Raw genomic sequence first — 20,149 nt, 5'->3', positions numbered from 1 at the left:
TCAGCGGCCCTCGAAGCGGGGCGGGCGGCGGGCCGCGCTCGCCGCGTAGCCCTCGCGGGCGTCCTCGGAGGTGAGGGTGAGCGCGGCGGCGAGCGCGGTGCGGTCGAGGGCGGCGGCGAGGCCCTGGTCGGCGAAGGTGTCGATGTTCCGCTTCACCGCCCGGACGGCGAGCGGCGCCCGGGCGGCGATGGCCTCGGCCGTCTCGCGCGCCGCCCCGGCGAGCTCGCCGGGGGTGGTGACGCGCTGGACCAGGCCGAGGCGCTCGGCGGTGGCGGCGTCGATCCGGCGGCCGGTGAGCGCCAGGTACTTGGCCCAGCCCGCGCCCGCCTCGCGGGCGATCCGCAGGTCGCCGCCCGCGTCCACGGCGACCCCGATGCCGGTCTCCGGGAGCGCGAAGACGGCGTCGTCGGCGGCGATCCGGATGTCGGCCATGAGGGCGAGTTCGAAGCCGAAGCCGAGGCAGTAGCCCTGGACGGCGGCGACGACGGGCTGCGGCAGCCGGGCGAAGGCGGCGAAGCGCTCGTGGACCCAGCGGACGCCCTCCGCGTAGTTCTCGGTGCGCTCGGCCGCCGAGCGCCCGGTGATGTCCCCGCCGGGCGCGGTGACGTCGATGCCGGCGCAGAAGGCCCGGCCCTCGGCGCGCAGCAGCACGGCCCGGACCCGCTCGTCGAAGCGGATCCGGTCGGCGGCCAGGCCGAGCTGCCGGCTCGCCTCCCAGCTCCAGCCGTTGAGCTTGTCCGGGCGGCACAGGGTGACCACCGCGAGGTCGTCCTCGACCCGGAGGGTGAGGCGCTCCGTGCCCTCCGGGACGGAGCGGTCGAGCGTGTCGATCACCGGGCCGCCCCGCTTCCTGTCAACCTGACCACCTGTCAGTTACGGTCAGGGGGCGGAGCCTAGCGTCCCGCCGCTACCGGGGGAACACCTCGAACGCCACCGCCGGGCGGCCCCCGAAGCGGTCCGCCGCGCGGCCGGTGGCCATCGCGACGAAGTCCCGGCAGTACGCGTCGGCGTCCTGGTCGGTCAGCGCCTCGATGTAGGTGCGGTGGGCGAGCAGCGAGCGGGTGGCGCGCTCCAGGCCGGGGCGCGCGTCGACGGCGTGGGTGGGCAGGTTCGAGCCGGCGACCGCGACCCAGCGCACCCCGTCCCAGGGCTCCAGGCCCCGCTCGGTCAGCTCGGGGAAGATCCAGCGGTTGCCCGCGTCGGCCGCCGCGTCCAGGGTGGCGCGCCCGACGGCCAGGTGGTCGGGGGTGTTCCAGGCGCCGCCGGGCTCCGGGCCCCAGGTGTCGCGGTGGTTGAGGGTGAGGACGAGTTCGGGGCGGTGGCGGCGGATCGCGGCGGCGATGTCGCGGCGCAGCCCGGGCCCGTACTCGATCACGCCGTCCCGGTGGTCGAGGAACTCCACGGTCCGCACGCCCACCACCGCGGCGCTGTCGCGCTGTTCGCGCTCGCGGAGCGGGCCGCAGACGTCCGGGGCGAGGCCGTCGATGCCCGCCTCGCCTCGGCTGGCCAGCACGTAGACGACCTCCTTGCCCGCGTCGGTCCAGCCCGCGACGGCGGCGGCGCAGCCGTACTCCAGGTCGTCGGGGTGGGCGACGACGGCGAGGGCGCGGTTCCAGTCGGCGGGCATCTCTTCGAGCTGCGGCGGGACGGGCCCGGCGGTGTCGGTCATGGGCGCAGGATACGGCGGCGGTCAGCGGGCCCCGGCGAGGATCACCGAGCGGGTGAGGTGGCGCGGCCGGTCGGGGTTGAGGCCGCGGCGGTCGGCGAGGGCGACGGCGAGCCGCTGGGCGCGTACGAGGGCGGCGACCGGGTCGACGGCGTCGGCGACGAAGCGCGCCCCGGTGGCGGCGACCTCGTCGGCGAGGCCGGGCGGCACCGGGCCCAGGCACCAGACCAGGCTGCCGGGGTCGCTGATGCCGATCGGCCCGTGGCGGTACTCCATCGCGGGGTACGACTCGGTCCAGGCGCGGGCCGCCCCGCGCAGCTTGAGCGCGGCCTCGTCGGCGAGGCCGACGGTCCAGCCGGTGCCGAGGAAGGTGAACTGGCCGTGCCGGGTCCAGCTCGCGGGCAGCGGTTCGTAGAGGGCGAGTTCGGCGTCGGCGATGGAGGGGCCGAGGTCGACGCCCAGTCCGGCGCGCAGGAGTTGGAGGGCGCTGGTGGGGAACCGGGTCTGCACGACGGAGCGTTCGTCGGCGAAGCCGAGGTCGAGGACGGCGTCGGCGAGGCGCGCGGCCGGGCCGCCGGGGACGCCGGTGAGGGCCAGGGTCGGGACGCGGCCGGCGGCCCGGGCGAGGAGCTCGGCGACCTCGGTGGTGGTGCCGGAGCGGGTGAGGGCGACGATCCGGTCGTAGCCCCGGCCGAGCGGGGTCGGGTCGGAGGCGGGGAAGGCGTCGGTCTCGCCGCCGCCGAGGGACTCCCGCAGCCCCGCGTAGGCGCGGGCGATGAAGTACGAGGTGCCGCAGCCGACGACGGCGACCCGCTCGCCGGCGCGGGGCAGCAGGTCGGCCCGCTCCCCGGCGAGCTCGGCGGCGCGCCGCCAGCAGTCCGGCTGGCTGGCGATCTCGATGTCCACGTGGCTGGTCATGCGCGTTGTTCTACCGTGGGAGCCATCGGCGGGCAATGCGCATTCGGTGAGCGTGACTTGGATTTTAATGAGCGTTCCGCAAGGAAACGCTCAGCCTCGCGCACCCCGGGGGCGGGGGTCGGAACAAGCCGCGGGTCGGGTCAAGCCGCGGGTCAGAGCTCGCCGCGGGCCAGGGCGAGCAGCCGGTCCAGGACGCGCGGGCCGCCGGCCCGTACGCCGTCGTGCTCGAACTCGTCGGTGACCCAGGTACGCAGCCCCCGGACGGCCCGCGCGGTCTCCAGGGAGTGGGCGGTGTCCACGTACATGTCGTCGTGGTAGACGGCGGCGGCGACCGGCACCTCGTTGGCGGCGAGCCGGGCCGGGTCGTAGAGCGGGGCCCAGCCGGTGTCGGCGGCGAGCAGTTCGGCGGTCTCGCGCAGCGGGCGCAGGGCCGGGTCGGCGGTGAAGTGCCAGGGGTGGATCGTCTCGCCGGTGAACAGCAGCGGGCCGTCGCCCGCGAGCGACCGCGCGGCGTCGAAGGCGGGGAACTCCGCCCGGACGCGCTCGGCGGCCCAGCCGGTCGGGCCCCCGCCCTGGGCGTAGATGGCCTCGTGGAGGAGGGCGTACAGCGGGTGCCCGGCGAAGGAGAGGGCGCCCTGGACGGCTTCGAGGAAGGCGTCGGACAGGGCGGGGCCCGCCGGGGTGGGCACGAAGGCGTCCTCCAGGAGCAGGTGCAGCCGGTGGGTGCCGTCGCCGCCGCCGAGCATGATGCCGAGGGACTGGAAGACCTCGGGGGTCAGCGTCCCGCCGCCGGGCAGCGTGACCTCGTGCGCGGCGAGGTGGGCGGCGATCCGACGGGCCCGCTCGACGTCGTCGGGATAACGGGCGTAGTGGGCCTCGTTCTTGCGCAGGACGCGCGGGTAGGCGGCCCGGTAGACCTCGTCGGCGGTGGCGGTGAGCGAGGGCAGGCCGCCGGTGATGAGCACGGTCTCCAGGCCCTCGGGGGCGGCGGAGAGGTAGTGGACGGCGCAGAAGCCGCCGAAGCTCTGGCCGAGCACGGTCCAGGGCGCGCCGCCGGTCAGGCCGCGGCGGATCAGCTCGCAGTCCTTGACGATGGAGTCGGCGCGGAAGTGGGCGAGGTAGCGGGCCTGGTCGCGCGGGGTGCCCCGGAGGGGCAGGGTCTGCCGGTTGGCGGGGGTGGAGGCGCCGGTGCCGCGCTGGTCGAGCAGCAGCACCCGGAACTCCCGCACCGCCCGGCCCAGCCAGCCCTCGGGGCCCACCGAGCGGCGGGCGCCGAAGCCGGGCCCGCCCTCCAGGTAGAGCAGCCAGGGCAGCCCGCTCCGGTCGGCCCGGTCGGCCGCGCCGACCTCGCGCGCGTGCAGCTCGATCCGTTCGCCTTCGGGGGCGTCGTGGTCGAGGGGGACGCTGAAGCGGTGGTCGGTGAGGACGAGTCCGGGCTGCCGGAAGGTGGACACCTGGCTGTTCCTGTTCGTGCGGTGGTACGGGGCCGTGCGGCGGGGGTGCGGGAGGGGGCCGGTCAGGGGGCGATCGGCAGGCGGCGCTTGTGGTCGGTGAGCTCGTAGCGGCGGACGATCGCGGCGAAGGCGGCCTCGCCGACGGGCTTGCCCTCCAGGAAGTCGTCGATCTCGTCGTACGTCACGCCGAGGGCGTCCTCGTCGGGCTTGCCCGGGTCGAGGGTCTCCAGGTCGGCGGTCGGGACCTTCCAGACCAGTTCGGCGGGGGCGCCGAGCTCGGCGGCCACGGCGCGGACCCGGCGCTTGGTGAGGCCGGTCAGCGGGACGAGGTCGGCGGCGCCGTCGCCGTACTTGGTGAAGAAGCCGGAGACGGCCTCGGCGGCGTGGTCGGTGCCGACGACCAGGCCGTTGTGGGCGCCCGCGACCGCGTACTGGGCGATCATCCGCTGCCGGGCCTTGATGTTGCCGTGCACGAAGTCCTGGTGGTGCGGGTCGCGGAAGGCGGTCCCGGAGGCGATCGTGGCGTCCAGGGCGGCGTCGCTCGCCGCCTTGATGTCGACGGTGAGGACCCGGTCGGCGCGGATGAAGTCCAGGGCGAGCCGGGCGTCGCGCTCGTCGGCCTGGACGCCGTACGGCAGCCGCATGGCGTGGAAGACGGCCTCGTGACCGGCGGCGCGGGCCCGCTCGACGGCGAGCTGGCAGAGCCGCCCGGCGGTGGTGGAGTCCACGCCGCCGCTGATGCCGAGGACCAGGGAGGCCAGGCCGGTGGAGGTGAGGCGCTCGGCGAGGAAGGCGACCCGGCGCTCGATCTCCACGCGCGGGTCGAAGGTCTCGCCGACCTCCAGCTCACGGGCGATCCGCTGCTGCGTGGCGATGGTCTCCGGGTCGGTCACGGAATGCTCCTCGGGGTGATGCGGTGACGCGTGGGGTGCGCTGACGTCCGGGTCCGACTCTATGCGCCCGGCACCCGGCGTGTCGCCCGGCCCTTGCCGGGGGGCTGGGCGGGCGTGGGCGGGTCCGGGGGGCGTGTGCCGGGTCCGGGCGGGCTGGGCGACCTGAGTCGGGTCGGGCGGCCTGGGCCGGGTCCGGGCGGGCCTAGGCCGGCCCGGCCGCCCCCTCCCTCACGGGACGCAGAGGACCTCGACCCGCTGGACCAGGTTGTTCCCGAAGCCGCCCCGGTTCCACGGCGCCGTCAGCGGCTGGGTGCGGCCGGTCGCGTCGGTGGCGCGGACGGTGAGCAGGTGGCGGCCCGGGGCCGCCGTCCAGGAGGCGCCCCACGCGGACCAGGCCCAGGGGTGCCCGGGGTCGGCGGTGACCTCGGCGTCCCGCCAGGTGCGCTCGCCGTCGGCGCTGACCCGGACCCGGACGACCGGCCCGTGGCCGGACCAGGCGCGGCCGGTGAGCGGGACGGGGCCGGGGCGGACCACCCGGACCCGGGACATGAAGTCGGGGAAGCCGGGCGGCACCATCAGGGCGCGCGGGGCGATCACGTCGACGGGGTCGCCGGGCTCGCCGGGCGCCTGCCGGTAGCGGTAGGCGACGGCCTGCTGGAAGCCGGTGAAGGGGGTGCCGGTGACGGTGATGTCACGCAGCCACTTCACCGAGGCCATGCCGTACCAGCCGGGCACCACGAGCCGCAGCGGATACCCGTGCTGGGGCGGCAGCGGGGCGCCGTTCATGGCGTACGCGACGAGGACGCCGCGCGCCGGGTCGGCGGCGTGCCCGAGCGGCAGGCTGCGCCGGTAGTCCTGCTCGGTGCCGCGCTCCACCCCGTGGTCGGCGCCGGTGAAGACGGCCTCGACGGCGCCGTCGGCGGGGCCCGCCTCGGCGAGCAGGGCGGCCAGCGGGACGCCGGTCCAGTCGGCGGTGCCGACGGCCTCGACGAGCCACGGCTGGCTGACCGGGCGAGGGCTGAGCCGCGCCCGGCCGTTGCCCGCGCACTCCAGGGTGACCCGGTGGGTGACGGCGGGGCGGGCGCGCAGCTCCGCGAGGCCCAGGCGCAGCGGGCGGCGCACCAGCCCGCCGAGGCCGAGCCGCCACTCCCCCGCGTCGGCGGCGGGGACGACGGGGATGTCGTAGTGGACCAGGACGTAGTGCAGGCCGGGCGGGGTGGTGTCGTAGCGCAGCGCTTCGAGGGGCAGTCCGTGGTTGCGGGCGGCCAGGGCGAGCTCGGCGGCGCCGATGCCCTCGTCGGGTCCGGCGAGCCGGCCCGGGGCGCTGGCCTCGCCGAGCGTGGGAGCGGCGGCGGGAGCGGACGTGACGTCCATGAGTCCATGGTGCTCCGCCGGTCCGCCCCCGGCACCCGGGCGCCGGGCAGTACGGTGCGGCCCATGACGGATGCGACGGAAGTACGCGCGCGAGTACGCGAGTTGGGTGTGGAGCCGACCGGCGAGCCGGGGCCCTGGAACGCGATCACCGATGTGCCGGGCGTCCAGGTCGGCCATGTCACCCTGATCGAGGGCGACGACGTCCGCACCGGCGTGACGGCGGTCCTGCCGCGCGGCCGGGACGGGGTCGGGGTGCCGTGCGCGGCGGGCTGGTACGCGCTGAACGGCAACGGGGAGATGACCGGGACGACGTGGGTGGAGGAGACCGGCTCGCTCGCGGTGCCGGTGCTGCTCACCAACACGTACGCGGTCGGTCCCGTGCACCGGGGGGTGGTCGACTGGCTGGCCGGGCACCGCGCGGACGGGGCGGCCGAGTGGCTGCTGCCGGTGGTGACGGAGACCTGGGACGGGCACCTCAACGACATCCACGGCGACGCGGTGCGGCCGGAGCACGCGGCGGAGGCGATCGAGGCGGCGGCCTCCGGTCCGGTGCCGGAGGGCTGCGTCGGCGGCGGGACGGGGATGCGCTGCTACGGCTTCAAGGGCGGGGTGGGCACGGCGTCCCGGGTCGTGCCCTACGGGGACGCCCGCTACACGGTCGGGGTGCACCTCCAGGCCAATTTCGGGGCCCGGCACGAGCTGGTGGTGGCGGGGGTCCCGGTGGGCCGGGAGCTGCCGCCGGGCCCGGAGGCGGGCGGGGTGCCGCCGGGCCCGGAGGCGGGCGGGGTGCCGCCGGGCGCGGGCTCCGTCGTGGTGGTCGTGGCGACGGACGCGCCGCTGCTGCCGGGCCAGTGCAAGGCGCTGGCCCGGCGGGTGCCGCTGGGGCTGGCCCGCACGGGCACCACCGGCAGCCACTTCTCCGGCGACCTGTTCCTGGCCTTCTCCACCGCCAACGAGTCGGCGCTGACCAGCACCTTCCCCGACGCGGAGAAGGACGGCCCGGCCCCGTACGAGACGCTGCGGTTCGTGCCATGGGGGCGGATCGACCCGTTCTGCACGGCGGTGGTGGAGGCGGTCGAGGAGGCCGTCCTGAACGCGCTCACCGCCGCCCGGCCGATGACGGGGCGGGCCGGGCACCACGTGCCGGCGCTCCCCCTGGAGCCGCTTCGACGGTGACGGTGACGGAGTGCAGCCCGGTGGCCCCGTCCGGCATGGTCCCGGCCGCCTGCTCGGTCTGCGGGGCTCCCGTGCCGTCGGTGGCCCGGGCGGTCAGGGTGTGCCGCCCGGGTGTCGCGGGCCAGCGGTACACCCACTCGCGCCAGGTGTCGCGGCTGTCCTGGGCGCCCAGCTCGGCGTCCTGCCAGGGGCCGTCGTCGACCCGCACCTGGACCCGGGAGATGCCCCGGTGCTGCGCCCAGGCGACCCCGGCGACGGCGACGGTGCCCGCCCGGGGGCTGCCGCTGTCCTTCGGGGTGTCGATCCGGGACTGGGTCTTGACCGTCGCCCGCGCCGACCAGCCGCGGGGCACCCAGTAGGCGTCGTATGCGGCGAAGGTGGTGAGTTCGAGGGAGGAGATCCACTTGCAGGCGGAGACGTAGCCGTACAGGCCGGGGACCAGCATCCGCACCGGGAAGCCGTGGGCGAAGGGCAGCGGTTGGCCGTTCATGCCGAAGGCGAGCAGCGCGTCCCGGCCGTCCATGACGGTCTCCACGGGGCTGCCGATGGTCATGCCGTCGACGGACCGGGCGACGAGCTGGTCGGCGGGCCCGCCGCCGGAGGGCGGCCGGACCCCCGCCTCGCGCAGCAGGTCGGCGAGGCGGACGCCCAGCCAGCGGGCGTTGCCCACGTACGGTCCGCCGACCTCGTTGGAGACGCAGTTGAGGGTGATGTCCCGCTCGATCACCTCGCGCCGGAACAGGTCCCGCAGGGTGACGGTGAGCTCGCGGGCCACGCCCTGGCCGTGGATCCGCAGCGTCCAGGTGTCGGCGTCGATCCGGGGGACGACGAGGGCGGTGTCCACCCGGTAGAAGTCCCCGTTCGGCGTGAAGAAGGGGCTGATCCCGGGCACCGGGAGCTGCGCGCCGGGCGGTACGGCGGGGGCGGGCGAGGCGGGGCGGGGCAGCCGGAGGGCGTCGCGGGAGGCGGTGGCGTTCGCGGACAGGTCGGCGCCGGCCGAGCGGGCGAGCAGGGTGCCGCCGAGCGCCCCGGCGAAGGTGCCGGCCCCGGCGACCAGGAAGCGGCGGCGGGCCTGCGCGGGCGCCGTCGTGGACGTGCCGGTGAGCCGCCGGGCCAGCAGGTGCAGCAGGGCGGCGGCGGTCGCGGCGCCCGCGAGCGAGGGCAGGGCGTCCGTCCAGGACACCGAGTCGGGGCGCGTCACCGCGGCGAGCGCGCCCGCCGCGCCGAGCAGCCCCACCCCGGTGAGCGCGACGGCCCGGTGGCGCGGGGCGAGCACGCCGAGGGCGGCGGCGAGGAACGCGAGCAGAATCAGGACACCCGTCTGCAGGACCGCCTTGTCGCTCTCGCCGAAGTGGCGGATGGCCCACTCCTTGACACCCCCCGGGGTGTGGTCGACGACGAACCCGCCGACGGCGGCGACCGGGGCGGCCTCGGGGCGCACGACGACCGAGACGAGGGCGGCGACGGCGAGCCCGGCGAATCCGGCGAGGAGCCCGCCGAGGGCGGCGAGCAGCCGGTCGACGGGGGCCTGGGCGCGGACCGGGGCGCGGGGTGCGGGCGTGAAGGTCATGCCCAGGGTTTCGGCAGGCCGGGGCCCCGAGCTGAGGGCCGAGTGGCGTGGGCCTGCCGGGCGTACGGCCGGACGCGTGACCGGGCGTACGGCCAAGCGCACGGCCAGGCGCGTGACCGGGCGAGCGGCCGGGGGCGCCGTGCGCACGCACGCGCGCCCGCGCGGCGTCCCGTCATGCGGGACGGGCGGGCGCGGGCCTTGCCCCGGGGCGGCGGGGATTGCTTGGATCTTGAGCGTTCCGGGCGGGCGCGCGGCTCCGCGGCGCCCCCACAGGCCCCACGCCCACGGAGAGGCGCCGCAAGGTGACGTACACGAGACCGGACGACTTCCCGCCCGTACCGGAGCATCTGCGCGCCGAGGGCGCCGTGCTCACCGACTCGCTGATCCCGCTGGTGGACCGGTTCCGGGCCCGGCAGGGCGAGGACGGGACGGTGGCCCGGCCCGACGGCGCCGACCGGGCGCTGCTGCGGCGGATCGGCCAGGAGGGCGCCGCCTGGTGCCGGCGGCACGCGCTGGACGGGCAGGCGGAGGCCCTGGAGGCCGACGTGGCCGCCTGGCTGGCCGCCGGGCTCGACACCCGGCCGGGCCGGTGGCGCTCCCTGGACACCGTCCCGGCGCCCGCCGCGGGCGAGACGGTGTTCCTGCTGGCCCCGGGCGGGGCGGCGGACGACCGGCTGGACTGCCTCTTCGCCCTGCGCGCCCCGGGTGGCCCGTCCGCCCTCGTGACCGTCGCGGGCAGCGCGGGCTGCGCGGCCGGCGCCCGCCCGGGTCTCCTCGCCGCCCCGGCCGTCGGCGGGGCCGCCTCGTGACGGCCACCCGGACCGACCCGGACCGTCCGATCCTCGTCCTGGTCTACCAGCGGGCCGGCCTGCCCTGGGTCTTCGAGGCCGCCGAGCGGGCCGGGATCGACCTGGTGCTGGTGCCGCGCCCCGACGAGGAGGTCCGGGCCGACCGGCTGCCGCCCGCCGTCGTGGAGCTGCTGCCGCTGGAGCCGGACCGGGACCCGGCCGGGGCGCTGGCGGCGCTGCGCGCCCGGCACGCGGCGCGCCCCTTCCAGGGCATCACGACGCTCTACGACCCGATGGTGCCGTTCGTCGCCGAGGCGGCCGAGCTGCTCGGCCTGCCGGGCATCGGGCGGGACACCGCGCGGGGCGCGCAGGACAAGCGGCTGATGCGGGAGCGGCTGGCGGCCGCGGGGCTGAACGTCCCCGGTTTCGTACGGATCGAGGGGCCGGACCCGGAGCCGGGGCTGGCCGCGGCGGCGCGGCTGGCCTTCCCGGTGGTGGTGAAGCCCGCGCACGGCTTCTCCAGTCTCGGCGTGACCCGGGCCGACTCCCCCGCCGCGCTGCGGGAGGCGGTCGCCGGGGTGCGCCGGGTGTGCGCGGAGAAGCTGGCCGACCCGGCGGCGGCGCTGGTGGTCGAGGAGTACCTGGACGGGCCGGAGTTCGCCGTCGAGTCCCTGGCGTACGGGGGCGGGGTGCGGGTCCTCTCGGTGGGCTACAAGGGCGAGCCGGTCGGCCCGTACTTCGAGGAGAGCGTCTACCGGGCGCCCGACACCCTGCCGGAGGAGGTGCGGGCGGCGGTGGTGCGCGAGGTGACCGCCGCGCACGCGGCGCTCGGGGTCACCGACGGCCCGGCCCACACCGAGCTGCGGCTGCGCGGCGGGCGGACGCCGTATCTGCTGGAGCTGGGGGCCCGGATCGGCGGCTCGGGCGCCTCGCACTACGTGGCCTCCCACGTCAGCGGGACGGACCTGGCGGCCGAGGCGCTGCGGATCGCGGTCGGCGCGGCGCCGGAGTCGGACGGCCCGACGGGGCTCGCGGCCCCGGTCGGGGCGGCGGCCAACTACATCGTGCCGTGCGGCGGGCACGGCACGGTCACGGCGGTCCACGGCCTGGACGAGGTGCGGGCCGACCCGCGGGTGGACCACGTGGTGCAGATGCTGTTCCCGGGCGACGAGGTGCGCCCGTACCCGGACTTCACGGGCTATCCGGCGTTCGTGCTGTCCCGGCACGACGGCCCGGAGGAGGCCGCGGATTTCCACGCGCTGCTGGCGCGGACGATCCGCGTGGAGTACGCGGCGGCGGGGCCCGGCGAGCCGGAGGAGCCCGGGGAGCACGGGGAGCCCGAGGAGCACCGCTGACGACGGTCGCGGGGCCCCGGGCCGGACGGCCCGGGGCCCCGCGCGCGTGCGGCGGGCCCGGCTTCAGCCGGTGGTCTCGCGGGCGGCGGCCTCGATGAGGTCGCTGACCGCGCCGGGCTGGGAGGCCAGCGAGGCGTGGCTCGCGTCGAGCTCGATCGTCTTGACCGGGTTCATCCGCGCGGCCATCCGGCGCTCGTTGTCCGGGTTGATCATCCGGTCCTGCGCGGAGACCTGGTACCAGCAGGGCTTGGCGCGCCAGGCCGGTGCGGTCACGTTGTCGCCGAAGGTGGAGCCGAGCGGGGCCTTCTGCGTGACGGCCATGACGAGGGCCTCGTCCGCGTCGAGGTCCTGGCAGAAGCTCTCGTGGAACTTGTCCTGCTTGACCCACAGATAGCCGTCGGAGTCCGGGACGATGTTCTCGACCGCGGCCGGCGGGTGCTCCTGGGTGATCTGGCCGGGGCTCTCGCCCGCGTCCGGCGCGAAGGCGGCGATGTAGACCAGGGCCGCGACGTTCGGGAGGTCCCCCGCCTCGGAGATGACGGCGCCGCCGTAGGAGTGGCCGACCAGCACGACCGGTCCGGCGGCCTGCCGGATCATCTTGCGGGTGCGCTCGGCGTCGTCGGCGAGCGAGGTCAGCGGGTTCTCGACGGCGTGCAGGTCGCCGTAGCCGCGCCGGTGCAGTTCGGTGATGACGTGCGACCAGTGGGCCGCTCCGCCCCAGAACCCGTGGACCAGGACGATGGAGGGCTTGTCTGCCATGACAGTGGCACCGTTCTCGGATGGGGGTCCCCCCGGGACCTCCCACGCTAGGCGGAAGGCGACGGGGCCGCCACCGCCCGTGCGGGCCGCGCCCGGGGCCGGGCCGGGGCTCCGTTACGGCGTCCGTGTGATCGGGACGGCCGGGCGCCCGCGACGGCTGCGCGCCGTGCGCGGGCGACGGACACTTGAGGCGGGACGCACCGCAGCCGGTCCGAGGAGGTCCGCCATGAGCACCGCCGCACCGAAGGTCAGCACCCTGCCACCCGAGCACCGGGAACGGCTCATGGCCTTCGCCGAGGACGTGCACTTCGAGTCGGGGCACCGGCTGTTCGAGGAGCAGGACCACGCCGACCGCTTCTGGATCGTGAAGACCGGCGCGGTCACCCTCGACGCCAAGGTCCCCGGCCGGGGCTCCCCGGTGATCGAGACCCTCCGGCACGGCGAACTGGTCGGGCTCTCCTGGCTGTTCCCGCCCTATCTGTGCCAGTCGGGCGCGGAGGCGATGACCCCGGTGCGGGCCCACGAGTTCGACGCGACGGCCGTGCGGTCGATGTGCCGCACGGACGCGGAGTTCGGCGCCTCGGTGACGTACTGGGTGGGCCGGATCCTCGCCCACCGCCTCCATGTGACCCGGGTCCGGCTGCTCGACCTGTACGCGCCGCACGGCAGCGGCATCCTCGCGTGACCGGACCGCGCGGCGGCCGGCCGGACGTCAGTCGCGGTCCAGCTCCCGGACGTACCAGTCGACGAGGGTGCCGTCGCGGTGGCTGATCTGGCCCCGGCGGGCGAAGCCGGCCCGCCGGGCGACCGCCCCGGCGGCCGGGTCATCCGCCGGGCTGTGGACGACCGCGCGGCGGGCCCCGGCGCAGCGGGCGTGGGCGCAGGCCAGCAGCAGGGCGCGGGTGGCGAAGCCGCGGCCCCGGGCCCCGGGGTGGAGTTCGTAGGTCACGTCGACGTCGCCGCGGGCGAGTCCGGCGGCGGCGAACCGCAGTCCGACGCTCCCGACCGGGTGCCCGGCCCGGATCCCGAAGGACCGGACCCCCTCCCGCGCGGCGGCGTCCGCGCCCGGTGCGCCGGTCGCGCCGTCCGTGCCTTCGAGGGGAGGGGTCGGCACCAGGGTGACGACCCCGTCGGTGAGCTTGGCGGCCGCGGGCGGCTCTGCAGGCATCTGTTCACGCACTCCAGCGATCCTTTCGCCTCCGCGCCTGGACCACAATCGGTATCCGGCCGGACCCGTCGACGTGGCCTGTCGAGGCATCACCCGATCGGACCTGTGGGTGCGGTGGGGCGGGAGACGGGGTACGAGGCTGGGATCGACGCATGGGGAGGCTGTGGTGAGTGACATCGGTACGGGGAGACAGGAGCGGGCCCGGGAGCGCCTGTTCGCGCGCTGCGCGCTGCTGGCGGCGCTGGCGGCGGTCGTCGCGCTGTTCGTCCCGTTCGGGAGCGGGGGGCTGCTGATCGTCTTCAGCGGTCTGGTGGGGCTCGTGCTGTGCGCGGCGGGCGCCTGGTGGTTCCTGGCGCACCGGGGGCCGGTGCGGTTCCTGGGCGCGCTGCTCGCGGCCGGGGCGCCGGTCGGGCTCGTCGTCCTCTACGTGGAGGGCGGCCTGTGGCCGACGGCGCTGCTCTCGGTCGGGCTGTGGCTGACGGCGCTGCTGTGCGCGCGGGCGGCGCTGCCCCGGCCGCGCTCGCACCGCCCGGCGCGGCCCGCGGCCCGTCCGGCGCGGCCGGTGCTGCTGATGAACCCGAAGTCGGGCGGCGGGAAGGTCGAGCGCTTCCACCTGGTGGAGCGGGCCGAGGCGCTGGGCGCGCGGGTGGTGCTGCTCGGGCCGCCGGAGGGCGGCGGGCAGGCCGACGTGGAGGCGCTGGCCCGGGAGGCCGTCGCGGACGGCGCGGACCTGCTCGGGGTGGCGGGCGGCGACGGCACACAGGCGCTGGTGGCGGCCGTGGCGGCCGAGCACGACCTGCCGTTCCTGGTGATCAGCGCCGGGACCCGCAACCACTTCGCGATGGACCTGGGGCTCGACCGCACCGACCCGGCCCGCTGCCTGGACGCCCTGACGGACGGCGAGGAGCTGCGGGTGGACCTCGGCGACGTGGCCGGGCGCCCGTTCGTGAACACGGTGTCCTTCGGGGTGTACGCGGACGTGGTGCAGCGCCCGGAGTACCGGGACGCGAAGGCGGGCACGGCCCTGGAGGCGATGCCCGACCTGCTGACCGGCGAGGACGGCGCGCGCCTGGACGCCGAGGCCGACGGCACCGCGCTGCGGGACCAGCAGGCGCTGCTGGTCAGCAACAACCCGTACGTCTCGCCCGACCCGCTCGGCGGCGGGCGGCGCCCGCGCCTCGACCGGGGCGAGCTGGGTGTCATCGCGGTGCGGGTGGAGGGCGCCGCGCAGGCCGCCGAGCTCGCGGTGCGCGGCTCCCAGTCGACCGGGCTCAACGTCCTGACCGCCCGCCGCGTCGAGGTCACCGCGGCGGCGGAGACCCTGCCGGTGGCGGTCGACGGCGAGGCGCTGACCCTGCCGACCCCCGTCGTGTGCACCCTGCGGCCGCGCGCCCTGCGCGTCCTCGTCCCGCGTGACCGGCCCGGTACCCCGGCGCCCGTACCCCCGCTGAACTGGGGCAGGATCGTCGTCCTGGCCTTCGGCCCCCGAGGAGGAGAGAAACATGCCCGAGCCCACCGACACGACGGCTGAGTCCGCGGCGGCCGTCCCGCCGAGGTCCGGGGGGCGGTGCGGACCCTGGTCCGGGGCGCGGGCCGTGCTCGCCGATCTGCGGGCGGTCGACGGCGCCCTGTACGCGGCGGTCGCCGCCACCCCGACCCCGGCCCTGGACCGGGGGCTGCGCCGGCTGTCGGGCGCGGCCGACCACTCCAAGATCTCGTTCGCGGTGGCCGGGGCGCTCGTCCTGGCGGGCGGCCGGGCCAGGACCGCCGCGTGGGCCGGGCTCGGGGCCGTCGCGGTGGCCTCGGCCTCGGCGAACCTGCTGGGGAAGCGGCTGGTGCGGCGCCCGCGCCCGGACCGGGAGGCGGCTCGGGTGACCGTGGACCGGCATGTGCCGATGCCGAGCTCGGCCTCCTTCCCGTCCGGGCACACCGCCTCGGCGGTGGCCTTCGCGACGGCGGTCGGCGTCAGCCTGCCGCCCGCGGCGGTCCCGCTGTCCCTGCTGGCCTCTGCGGTGGGCTACTCGCGCGTCCACACGGGCGTCCACTATCCGGGGGACGTGGCCGGGGGCGCGGTGCTCGGGCTGGCCAGTGCCGCCGTGTCGCTGGCGGGCACTCGGGCCTGGGAGCGGCGGCGCCGGGCGATCGCGTAGCCGACACCGGCTGATTGCGTAATTGCAGATTTTCGCAATTAACAGGATCGCCATCTACGATCGCGGGGTGAACGAGACGCTTCCCCCCTGCCCCGAGTGCTCCGGCGCCTACACGTACGAGACGGGCGCGCTGCTGGTGTGCCCCGAGTGCGGCCACGAGTGGCCCGCCGGGGCGGCCGGGGCGGCCGATGAAGGTGGTGCCGCCGGCGCAGCCGACAGGGAGCGGGTGATCCGCGACGCGGTCGGCAACGTGCTCGCCGACGGCGACACGGTGACGGTCGTGAAGACCCTCAAGGTCAAGGGCAACCCGAGCGGCATCAAGGCCGGCACCAAGGTCCGCAACATCCGGCTGGTGGACGGGGTGGACGGGCACGACATCGACTGCCGGATCGAGGGCTTCGGCCCCATGCAGCTCAAGTCGAGCGTCGTGAAGAGGGCCTGAATCCGGAACGCTCCGGACGCCGGGGAAACCCGGGAAGCCCGGGAGGCCCGGGAACAAAGCGTGGGCGTCCGGGACTTGGAACGGGCATGACGACCACGCGTTTCGATGCCCGCGAGCTGCTCACGAAGAGCCGGCTCGGTGTCCTGGCCACGATCAAGGCCGACGGCCGCCCCCAGCTCTCCCCCGTCATGCCCTTCTACGACCCCGCCACCGAGACGCTGTACGTGTCGATGACCGAGGGCCGCGCCAAGACGGTGAACCTGCGCCGCGACCCGCGCGCGGCCCTGGAGGTCACCAGCGCCGACGGCTGGTCCTGGGCGACCGCCGAGGGCACGGTCACCCTCACCGGCCCCGGCACCGACCCGCACGGGCCGGAGGTCGAGGCCCTGGTGGACTACTACCGGCTGGCCGCGGGCGAGCACCCCGACTGGGAGGAGTACCGGGCGGCGATGGTGGCCGACGGACGGGTCCTGATGCGGATGTCCGTCGACCACGTGTACGGCCAGAGCGTGCGCTGAGCGCCGAGCGCTCAGCCCTTGCGGACCTGGCCCAGCCGCCCGGCGGGGCGCTCGACCGGCTCGTCGCGGGCCTCGGCCCACAGCGAGCGCACATGCCCCAGGTGGCGGTGCATGCAGTCCTCCGCGCCCCGCACGTCCCCGGCGATCATCAGGTCGAGGAGCTCCAGGTGCTCCTCGGCCGAGGAGACCAGCTTGCCGGCCTCGTCCAGGCCGGTCAGCCCGTACAGCCGGGAGCGCTTGCGCAGGTCGCCCACGGTCTCCACGAGCCGGTCGTTCCCGGCCAGGCCGAGGAGGGTGAGGTGGAAGAGCCGGTCCGCCTCCAGATAGCCGATGAGGTTGTGCTCACGGGCGTTGGTGACGATCTCCTGCGCCAGCGGGCGCAGCTCCTCCAGCCGCTCGGGCGCGGCCAGGGCGGTGACCCGGCCGATCGTCGGCACCTCGATCAGCATCCGCAGCTCGGTGCACTGGTCGAGCTCGCGCTCGCTGACCTCGGTGATCCGGAAGCCCTTGTTGCGGACCGGCTCGACCAGGCCCTCGCGGGCGAGGTCGAGCATGGCCTCGCGCACGGGTGTCGCCGAGACGCCGAGCTCGGCGGCGAGGCCGGGCGCCGAATAGATGCTTCCCGGCCGTAGTTCGCCCGCTATCAAGGCGGCCCTCAGGGCATGACCGACCTGGTCACGCAATCGTTCCTGGGCCTTGATGAGACTGTGCTGCTTCAGGTCACCCACGCTGTTCCTCCGAGAACTCGCAGGAGGACAGCGTACAATGTCACGTTTCGCGGGCCGAGGGTCAGGGCACCTCCGGGTTTCCTTCCGGGCCCGTCTCCGTTCGCGCCGCCTTGTACACGGCCACCGCGATCGCCAGGTCCTCCCAGGCCATGCCGACGCTCTTGAAGAAGCGCGGCGCCGCCGGGTCCGCCGGGCCGCGCCCCGCCACCAGGTCGGCCAGCGTGCCCGCGATGTGCCCGGGGCCGATCGCGCCCTCGGCCTCGGGGATCAGCAGGTCCCCCGCCTCGCGCAGCGCCGCCGTCCGCGACTCGACGTACACCTCGGCCCGGCGGACCAGCGCCGTGTCGACCTCCCGGGCGTCCGGCTCGTGCGAGCCGACCGCCACGACGGTGGCCCCGGGGCGCACCAGCCGGCCGTCGAACAGCGGCTCGCGGGCCGTGGTGCAGCAGACCACCAGGTCCGCCTCCGCCACGTCCTCCGCCGTGCCCGTACGGACCTTCGGCACGCCCAGCGCCTCGGCGTGCCGGGCCAGCGCCGCCGCCCGCTCCGGGTTCCGGGCGACGACCACCACCTCGGCGAGCTCCCGCACCTCGGACAGCACGTCCAGGTGCGCGTACGCCTGCGGGCCCGAGCCGAACAGCACGAGGCTCAGCGGCCGGTCCGCGGGGGTGAGGTGACGGACCGCCAGGGCGGAGACCGCCGGGGTGCGCAGCGAGGTGAGCGCGATGCCGTCGAGCAGCGCCACCGGGAGCAGCGAGGCGCCGTCCAGGAGGAGGTAGCCGCCGGTGATCCGGGGCAGCCCGAGGGCCGGGTTGCCGGGGGCGATGCCGACGACCTTGACCCCCGCCCAGGCGTCCGAGGCGGCGGGCATCAGCAGCACCTCGCCGGCGGGCACCGGGGTCGAGGTGCGCTGCGGGCCGGACTCCGGGTCGAGGCCCTCGCGGAGCGTGTCCGCGAGCGCGTCGACCGCCGCGTTCGGCGACGCCAGCCGGGCCACGGCCTCGGCGTCGATCCAGAGCGGGGCGCCGGAGCCCCGCGGGGTGGCGGTCACAGGGCGAACCCCGAGCCGATGAGGTCGTACGGGTCGAGCGTGAAGAGGTGCTCGCCGGTGCGGTGCGCGGTGCCCGTCACGGTGGTGACCAGTCCTTCCGGTGTGGCGCCGCCCGGGGCGATCCGGCCGGTGAAGACCGTGCCCACGACCGACTCGTGGGTCAGTGTGTCGCCCTCCTTCAGGCGGCCCTCGTCGGCGAGGAGGGCGAGCCGCGCGGAGGTGCCGGAGCCGCAGGGCGAGCGGTCGATCTGGCCGTCGGCGAAGACGGTGACGTTCCGCTGGCTCGGCCCGGCCGGGGTGTCCGGCAGCTCCTCGTACAGGATCACCCCGTACACCCCGGACAGCAACGGCCGGCCCGGGTGGCGGGTCGCCGGGTGGCCGGAAAGCGCGGCGCGGATCTCCCGGCCGGCGGCCACCAGCGCGGGCAGGTCGGCGCGGTCCACGCGCAGGCCGAGCGCGGCGGCGGCGACCGAGGCGTAGCAGGCGCCGGCGTGCGCGATGTCGACCCGGACGGTGCCGAGGGCCGTGGCCACCTCGACGGACCGGGCAGTCACCTGGGCCGGGACGTTGCGGAAGGTGACGCCGGTGGTGCGGCCTCCCGCGCGGTGGACGGTCGCGGCGACCCGGCCCGACGGGACGTCGATCCGCACCTCGACGTCCCGGCCCGCCCCCCGGTCCTCGGGGACGGGGACCAGGCCCGAGTCCACGGCCCAGGCGCCGAGCGCCATCGTGCCGTGGCCGCAGGCGGTCGAGTAGCCGTCCTTGTGCCAGAACAGGACGCCCAGGTGGGCCCCGTCGTCGTCCGGGGGCACGACGAAGCCGCCGTACATGCCCGCGTGGCCGCGGGGCTCCTGGACGAGCAGCCGGCGCAGCCCGTCCAGCGGGCCGGGCCGGGGCGCCGTGCCGTCGCCGCCCGGGCCGAGGAGGGTGGCCCGGCGCTCGGCGACCGTGTCGCCCGGCAGCGGCGGCAGGCCGGCGGCGGCCAGGTCGACGATCCGGAACGGTTCGCCGGCCGTGTGGTAGTCGGTGGTCCGCACCTCCGTGGAGCTCACAGCAGGAATCCCGCGGGGAACGGGTCCGTCGGGTCCAGGAAGTACTGGCCCGTGCCGGTGATCCAGGCCCGGCCGGTGACCGTCGGCACGATCGCCGGGAGGCCGCCGACCGTGGTCTCGCCGACGATCCGGCCGGTGAACTCCGTGCCGATGAAGGACTCGTTGACGAAGTCCCGCTCCGGGGACAGGAGTCCGCGCGCGTGCAGCTGGGCCATCCGCGCGCTGGTGCCCGTACCGCACGGGGAGCGGTCGAACCAGCCCGGGTGGATCGCCATCGCGTGCCGCGAGCGGCTGGCGTCCGAGCCGGGGGCGGCGAGGTAGACGTGCTTCACGCCGCCCTGCCGGGGGTCCTCCGGGTGGACCGGGCGGTCCGGGCCCGCGTTGATCGCGTCCATGAGGGCCAGGCCGAAGGCCAGCAGGTCTTCCTTGCGGTCGCGGTCGAAGGGCAGGCCGATCGCGTCGAGTTCCACGAAGGCGTAGAAGTTGCCGCCGTAGGCGAGGTCGTAGGTGACCGTGCCGAAGCCGGGGACCTCGGTCTTGAGGTCGAGTCCGGCGCTGAAGGCGGGGACGTTGGTGAGGGTGACGGAGCGGGCCGCCCCGTCCTCCACCTGTACGTCCACGCTGACGAGTCCGGCCGGGGTGTCCAGGCGGACCGTGGTCACCGGCTCGGTGACCGGGACCATGCCCGTCTCGACCAGGACGGTGGCCACGCCGATGGTGCCGTGGCCGCACATCGGGAGCAGGCCCGACACCTCGATGAACAGGACGCCGTAGTCGGCGTCCGGGCGGGTCGGCGGCTGGAGGATGGCGCCGCTCATCGCCGCGTGGCCGCGCGGTTCCAGCATGAGCAGGGTGCGCAGGTGGTCCAGGTGCTCGATGAAGTGGACGCGCTTCTCGGCCATGGTGGCGCCGGGGATCACCCCGACTCCCCCGGTGATCACGCGGGTCGGCATTCCCTCGGTGTGGGAGTTGACCGCGTGGTAGACGTGAGTGGTGCGCATGGTTCCCCTCGGTCGGTGATGGGCCGGCGGATTCGCTTCGGTTGCGCTTTTGCCCTTGTTGCGCTTTCGCCCTTGTTGCGCCTTGT

General features: G+C 76.2%; 21 protein-coding genes. 8 read left to right on the top strand and 13 right to left on the bottom strand.

Features of this window, described 5'->3' with window-relative positions:
- From AB0C99_RS05965 to AB0C99_RS05940, 6 genes are all read right to left on the bottom strand, one after another.
- Window positions 1–834 carry an enoyl-CoA hydratase/isomerase family protein gene (locus AB0C99_RS05965; protein ID WP_362469905.1) on the bottom strand — a complete coding sequence of 278 codons (834 nt, stop codon included), beginning with the start codon at window positions 832–834 and terminating at the stop codon, window positions 1–3.
- Window positions 835–907: 73 nt separating this feature from the next.
- Entirely contained in the window at window positions 908–1,669 is a 762-nt protein-coding gene (locus AB0C99_RS05960; RefSeq protein WP_362469904.1) for a PIG-L deacetylase family protein, read from the bottom strand.
- 21 nt (window positions 1,670–1,690) lie between these two features.
- Complete coding sequence (locus tag AB0C99_RS05955) at window positions 1,691–2,584, bottom strand: SIS domain-containing protein (RefSeq protein ID WP_362469901.1); 894 nt, start codon at window positions 2,582–2,584, stop codon at window positions 1,691–1,693.
- 152 nt (window positions 2,585–2,736) lie between these two features.
- Window positions 2,737–4,038 (bottom strand): alpha/beta fold hydrolase, encoded by a 1,302-nt coding sequence (locus AB0C99_RS05950; RefSeq protein WP_362469898.1) that lies wholly within the window; start codon window positions 4,036–4,038, stop codon window positions 2,737–2,739.
- A 62-nt stretch (window positions 4,039–4,100) separates the two neighbouring features.
- Window positions 4,101–4,931 carry an ammonia-dependent NAD(+) synthetase gene (gene nadE, locus AB0C99_RS05945; protein ID WP_362469895.1) on the bottom strand — a complete coding sequence of 277 codons (831 nt, stop codon included), beginning with the start codon at window positions 4,929–4,931 and terminating at the stop codon, window positions 4,101–4,103.
- 228 nt (window positions 4,932–5,159) lie between these two features.
- Window positions 5,160–6,305, bottom strand: a complete 1,146-nt coding sequence (locus AB0C99_RS05940) for a sulfite oxidase (RefSeq protein WP_362469893.1) — start codon at window positions 6,303–6,305, stop codon at window positions 5,160–5,162.
- A 63-nt stretch (window positions 6,306–6,368) separates the two neighbouring features.
- Here AB0C99_RS05940 and AB0C99_RS05935 point away from each other — a divergent pair, with 63 nt between their 5' ends.
- Entirely contained in the window at window positions 6,369–7,481 is a 1,113-nt protein-coding gene (locus tag AB0C99_RS05935; RefSeq protein WP_362469890.1) for a P1 family peptidase, read from the top strand.
- Here the strand turns inward: AB0C99_RS05935 and AB0C99_RS05930 are convergent.
- The gene (locus AB0C99_RS05930; RefSeq protein WP_362469888.1) at window positions 7,405–9,051 is read right to left on the bottom strand and encodes a molybdopterin-dependent oxidoreductase; all 1,647 of its coding nucleotides are present in this window, start codon (window positions 9,049–9,051) and stop codon (window positions 7,405–7,407) included. The genes AB0C99_RS05935 and AB0C99_RS05930 overlap by 77 nt on opposite strands.
- A 302-nt stretch (window positions 9,052–9,353) precedes the next feature.
- Here AB0C99_RS05930 and AB0C99_RS05925 point away from each other — a divergent pair, with 302 nt between their 5' ends.
- Window positions 9,354–9,860 (top strand): hypothetical protein, encoded by a 507-nt coding sequence (locus AB0C99_RS05925; RefSeq protein ID WP_362469886.1) that lies wholly within the window; start codon window positions 9,354–9,356, stop codon window positions 9,858–9,860.
- Window positions 9,857–11,194: an ATP-grasp domain-containing protein gene (locus AB0C99_RS05920; RefSeq protein ID WP_362469883.1), complete on the top strand. Its 1,338-nt coding sequence runs from the start codon at window positions 9,857–9,859 to the stop codon at window positions 11,192–11,194. The genes AB0C99_RS05925 and AB0C99_RS05920 overlap by 4 nt, the downstream gene beginning before the upstream one ends.
- Before the next feature lie 63 nt (window positions 11,195–11,257).
- On the opposite strand, the gene AB0C99_RS05915 is transcribed toward AB0C99_RS05920, so the two are convergent.
- Window positions 11,258–11,953 carry an alpha/beta hydrolase gene (locus AB0C99_RS05915; RefSeq protein ID WP_362469880.1) on the bottom strand — a complete coding sequence of 232 codons (696 nt, stop codon included), beginning with the start codon at window positions 11,951–11,953 and terminating at the stop codon, window positions 11,258–11,260.
- 226 nt (window positions 11,954–12,179) lie between these two features.
- Between AB0C99_RS05915 and AB0C99_RS05910 the strand changes: the two genes are divergently transcribed.
- Window positions 12,180–12,638, top strand: coding sequence for a cyclic nucleotide-binding domain-containing protein (locus tag AB0C99_RS05910; protein ID WP_362469877.1), 459 nt, complete (start codon window positions 12,180–12,182; stop codon window positions 12,636–12,638).
- A 27-nt stretch (window positions 12,639–12,665) separates the two neighbouring features.
- Here the strand turns inward: AB0C99_RS05910 and AB0C99_RS05905 are convergent, their stop codons facing one another.
- A complete protein-coding gene (locus tag AB0C99_RS05905; protein ID WP_362469874.1) occupies window positions 12,666–13,121 on the bottom strand; it encodes a GNAT family N-acetyltransferase in 456 nt (151 codons plus the stop codon).
- 166 nt (window positions 13,122–13,287) lie between these two features.
- Here AB0C99_RS05905 and AB0C99_RS05900 point away from each other — a divergent pair, with 166 nt between their 5' ends.
- The 4 genes from AB0C99_RS05900 to AB0C99_RS05885 all read left to right on the top strand — a co-directional run bounded on the left by AB0C99_RS05900 (window position 13,288) and on the right by AB0C99_RS05885 (window position 16,231).
- Window positions 13,288–14,652 carry a diacylglycerol kinase family protein gene (locus AB0C99_RS05900; protein WP_362469871.1) on the top strand — a complete coding sequence of 455 codons (1,365 nt, stop codon included), beginning with the start codon at window positions 13,288–13,290 and terminating at the stop codon, window positions 14,650–14,652.
- Window positions 14,624–15,271 (top strand): phosphatase PAP2 family protein, encoded by a 648-nt coding sequence (locus AB0C99_RS05895; protein ID WP_362469868.1) that lies wholly within the window; start codon window positions 14,624–14,626, stop codon window positions 15,269–15,271. The genes AB0C99_RS05900 and AB0C99_RS05895 overlap by 29 nt, the downstream gene beginning before the upstream one ends.
- Before the next feature lie 67 nt (window positions 15,272–15,338).
- Complete coding sequence (locus AB0C99_RS05890; protein ID WP_362469865.1) at window positions 15,339–15,713, top strand: zinc ribbon domain-containing protein YjdM; 375 nt, start codon at window positions 15,339–15,341, stop codon at window positions 15,711–15,713.
- A gap of 86 nt (window positions 15,714–15,799) precedes the next feature.
- The gene (locus AB0C99_RS05885; protein ID WP_362469863.1) at window positions 15,800–16,231 is read left to right on the top strand and encodes a PPOX class F420-dependent oxidoreductase; all 432 of its coding nucleotides are present in this window, start codon (window positions 15,800–15,802) and stop codon (window positions 16,229–16,231) included.
- Between the two features lie 11 nt (window positions 16,232–16,242).
- Here the strand turns inward: AB0C99_RS05885 and AB0C99_RS05880 are convergent, their stop codons facing one another.
- The 4 genes from AB0C99_RS05880 to AB0C99_RS05865 form a co-directional block, all read right to left on the bottom strand.
- Window positions 16,243–16,959, bottom strand: coding sequence for a GntR family transcriptional regulator (locus tag AB0C99_RS05880; RefSeq protein ID WP_362469861.1), 717 nt, complete (start codon window positions 16,957–16,959; stop codon window positions 16,243–16,245).
- Between the two features lie 61 nt (window positions 16,960–17,020).
- A complete protein-coding gene (locus tag AB0C99_RS05875; protein WP_362469858.1) occupies window positions 17,021–18,010 on the bottom strand; it encodes an ornithine cyclodeaminase family protein in 990 nt (329 codons plus the stop codon).
- Entirely contained in the window at window positions 18,007–19,062 is a 1,056-nt protein-coding gene (locus tag AB0C99_RS05870) for a proline racemase family protein (protein ID WP_362469856.1), read from the bottom strand. Before AB0C99_RS05870 ends, AB0C99_RS05875 begins: the two co-directional genes overlap by 4 nt.
- Complete coding sequence (locus tag AB0C99_RS05865; RefSeq protein ID WP_362469853.1) at window positions 19,059–20,063, bottom strand: proline racemase family protein; 1,005 nt, start codon at window positions 20,061–20,063, stop codon at window positions 19,059–19,061. Before AB0C99_RS05865 ends, AB0C99_RS05870 begins: the two co-directional genes overlap by 4 nt.
- Window positions 20,064–20,149: the final 86 nt, after the last annotated feature.

This window comes from Streptomyces sp. NPDC048659, from assembly GCF_040650575.1.
Classification (GTDB): domain Bacteria; phylum Actinomycetota; class Actinomycetes; order Streptomycetales; family Streptomycetaceae; genus Streptomyces.
Note: the sequence above shows the minus strand (reverse complement) of the source record. Positions and strands in the feature narration are given on the sequence as shown.

Bases quoted from the DNA above. Each gene is read 5' to 3' on its own strand.
- AB0C99_RS05960 (WP_362469904.1), bottom strand. From the start codon at position 1,669: ATGACCGACACCGCCGGGCCCGTCCCGCCGCAGCTCGAAGAGATGCCC.
- AB0C99_RS05955 (WP_362469901.1), bottom strand. From the start codon at position 2,584: ATGACCAGCCACGTGGACATCGAGATCGCCAGCCAGCCGGACTGCTGG.
- AB0C99_RS05940 (WP_362469893.1), bottom strand. From the start codon at position 6,305: ATGGACGTCACGTCCGCTCCCGCCGCCGCTCCCACGCTCGGCGAGGCC.
- AB0C99_RS05935 (WP_362469890.1), top strand. From the start codon at position 6,369: ATGACGGATGCGACGGAAGTACGCGCGCGAGTACGCGAGTTGGGTGTG.
- AB0C99_RS05930 (WP_362469888.1), bottom strand. From the start codon at position 9,051: ATGACCTTCACGCCCGCACCCCGCGCCCCGGTCCGCGCCCAGGCCCCC.
- AB0C99_RS05915 (WP_362469880.1), bottom strand. From the start codon at position 11,953: ATGGCAGACAAGCCCTCCATCGTCCTGGTCCACGGGTTCTGGGGCGGA.
- AB0C99_RS05910 (WP_362469877.1), top strand. From the start codon at position 12,180: ATGAGCACCGCCGCACCGAAGGTCAGCACCCTGCCACCCGAGCACCGG.
- AB0C99_RS05905 (WP_362469874.1), bottom strand. From the start codon at position 13,121: ATGCCTGCAGAGCCGCCCGCGGCCGCCAAGCTCACCGACGGGGTCGTC.
- AB0C99_RS05895 (WP_362469868.1), top strand. From the start codon at position 14,624: ATGCCCGAGCCCACCGACACGACGGCTGAGTCCGCGGCGGCCGTCCCG.
- AB0C99_RS05885 (WP_362469863.1), top strand. From the start codon at position 15,800: ATGACGACCACGCGTTTCGATGCCCGCGAGCTGCTCACGAAGAGCCGG.
- AB0C99_RS05865 (WP_362469853.1), bottom strand. From the start codon at position 20,063: ATGCGCACCACTCACGTCTACCACGCGGTCAACTCCCACACCGAGGGA.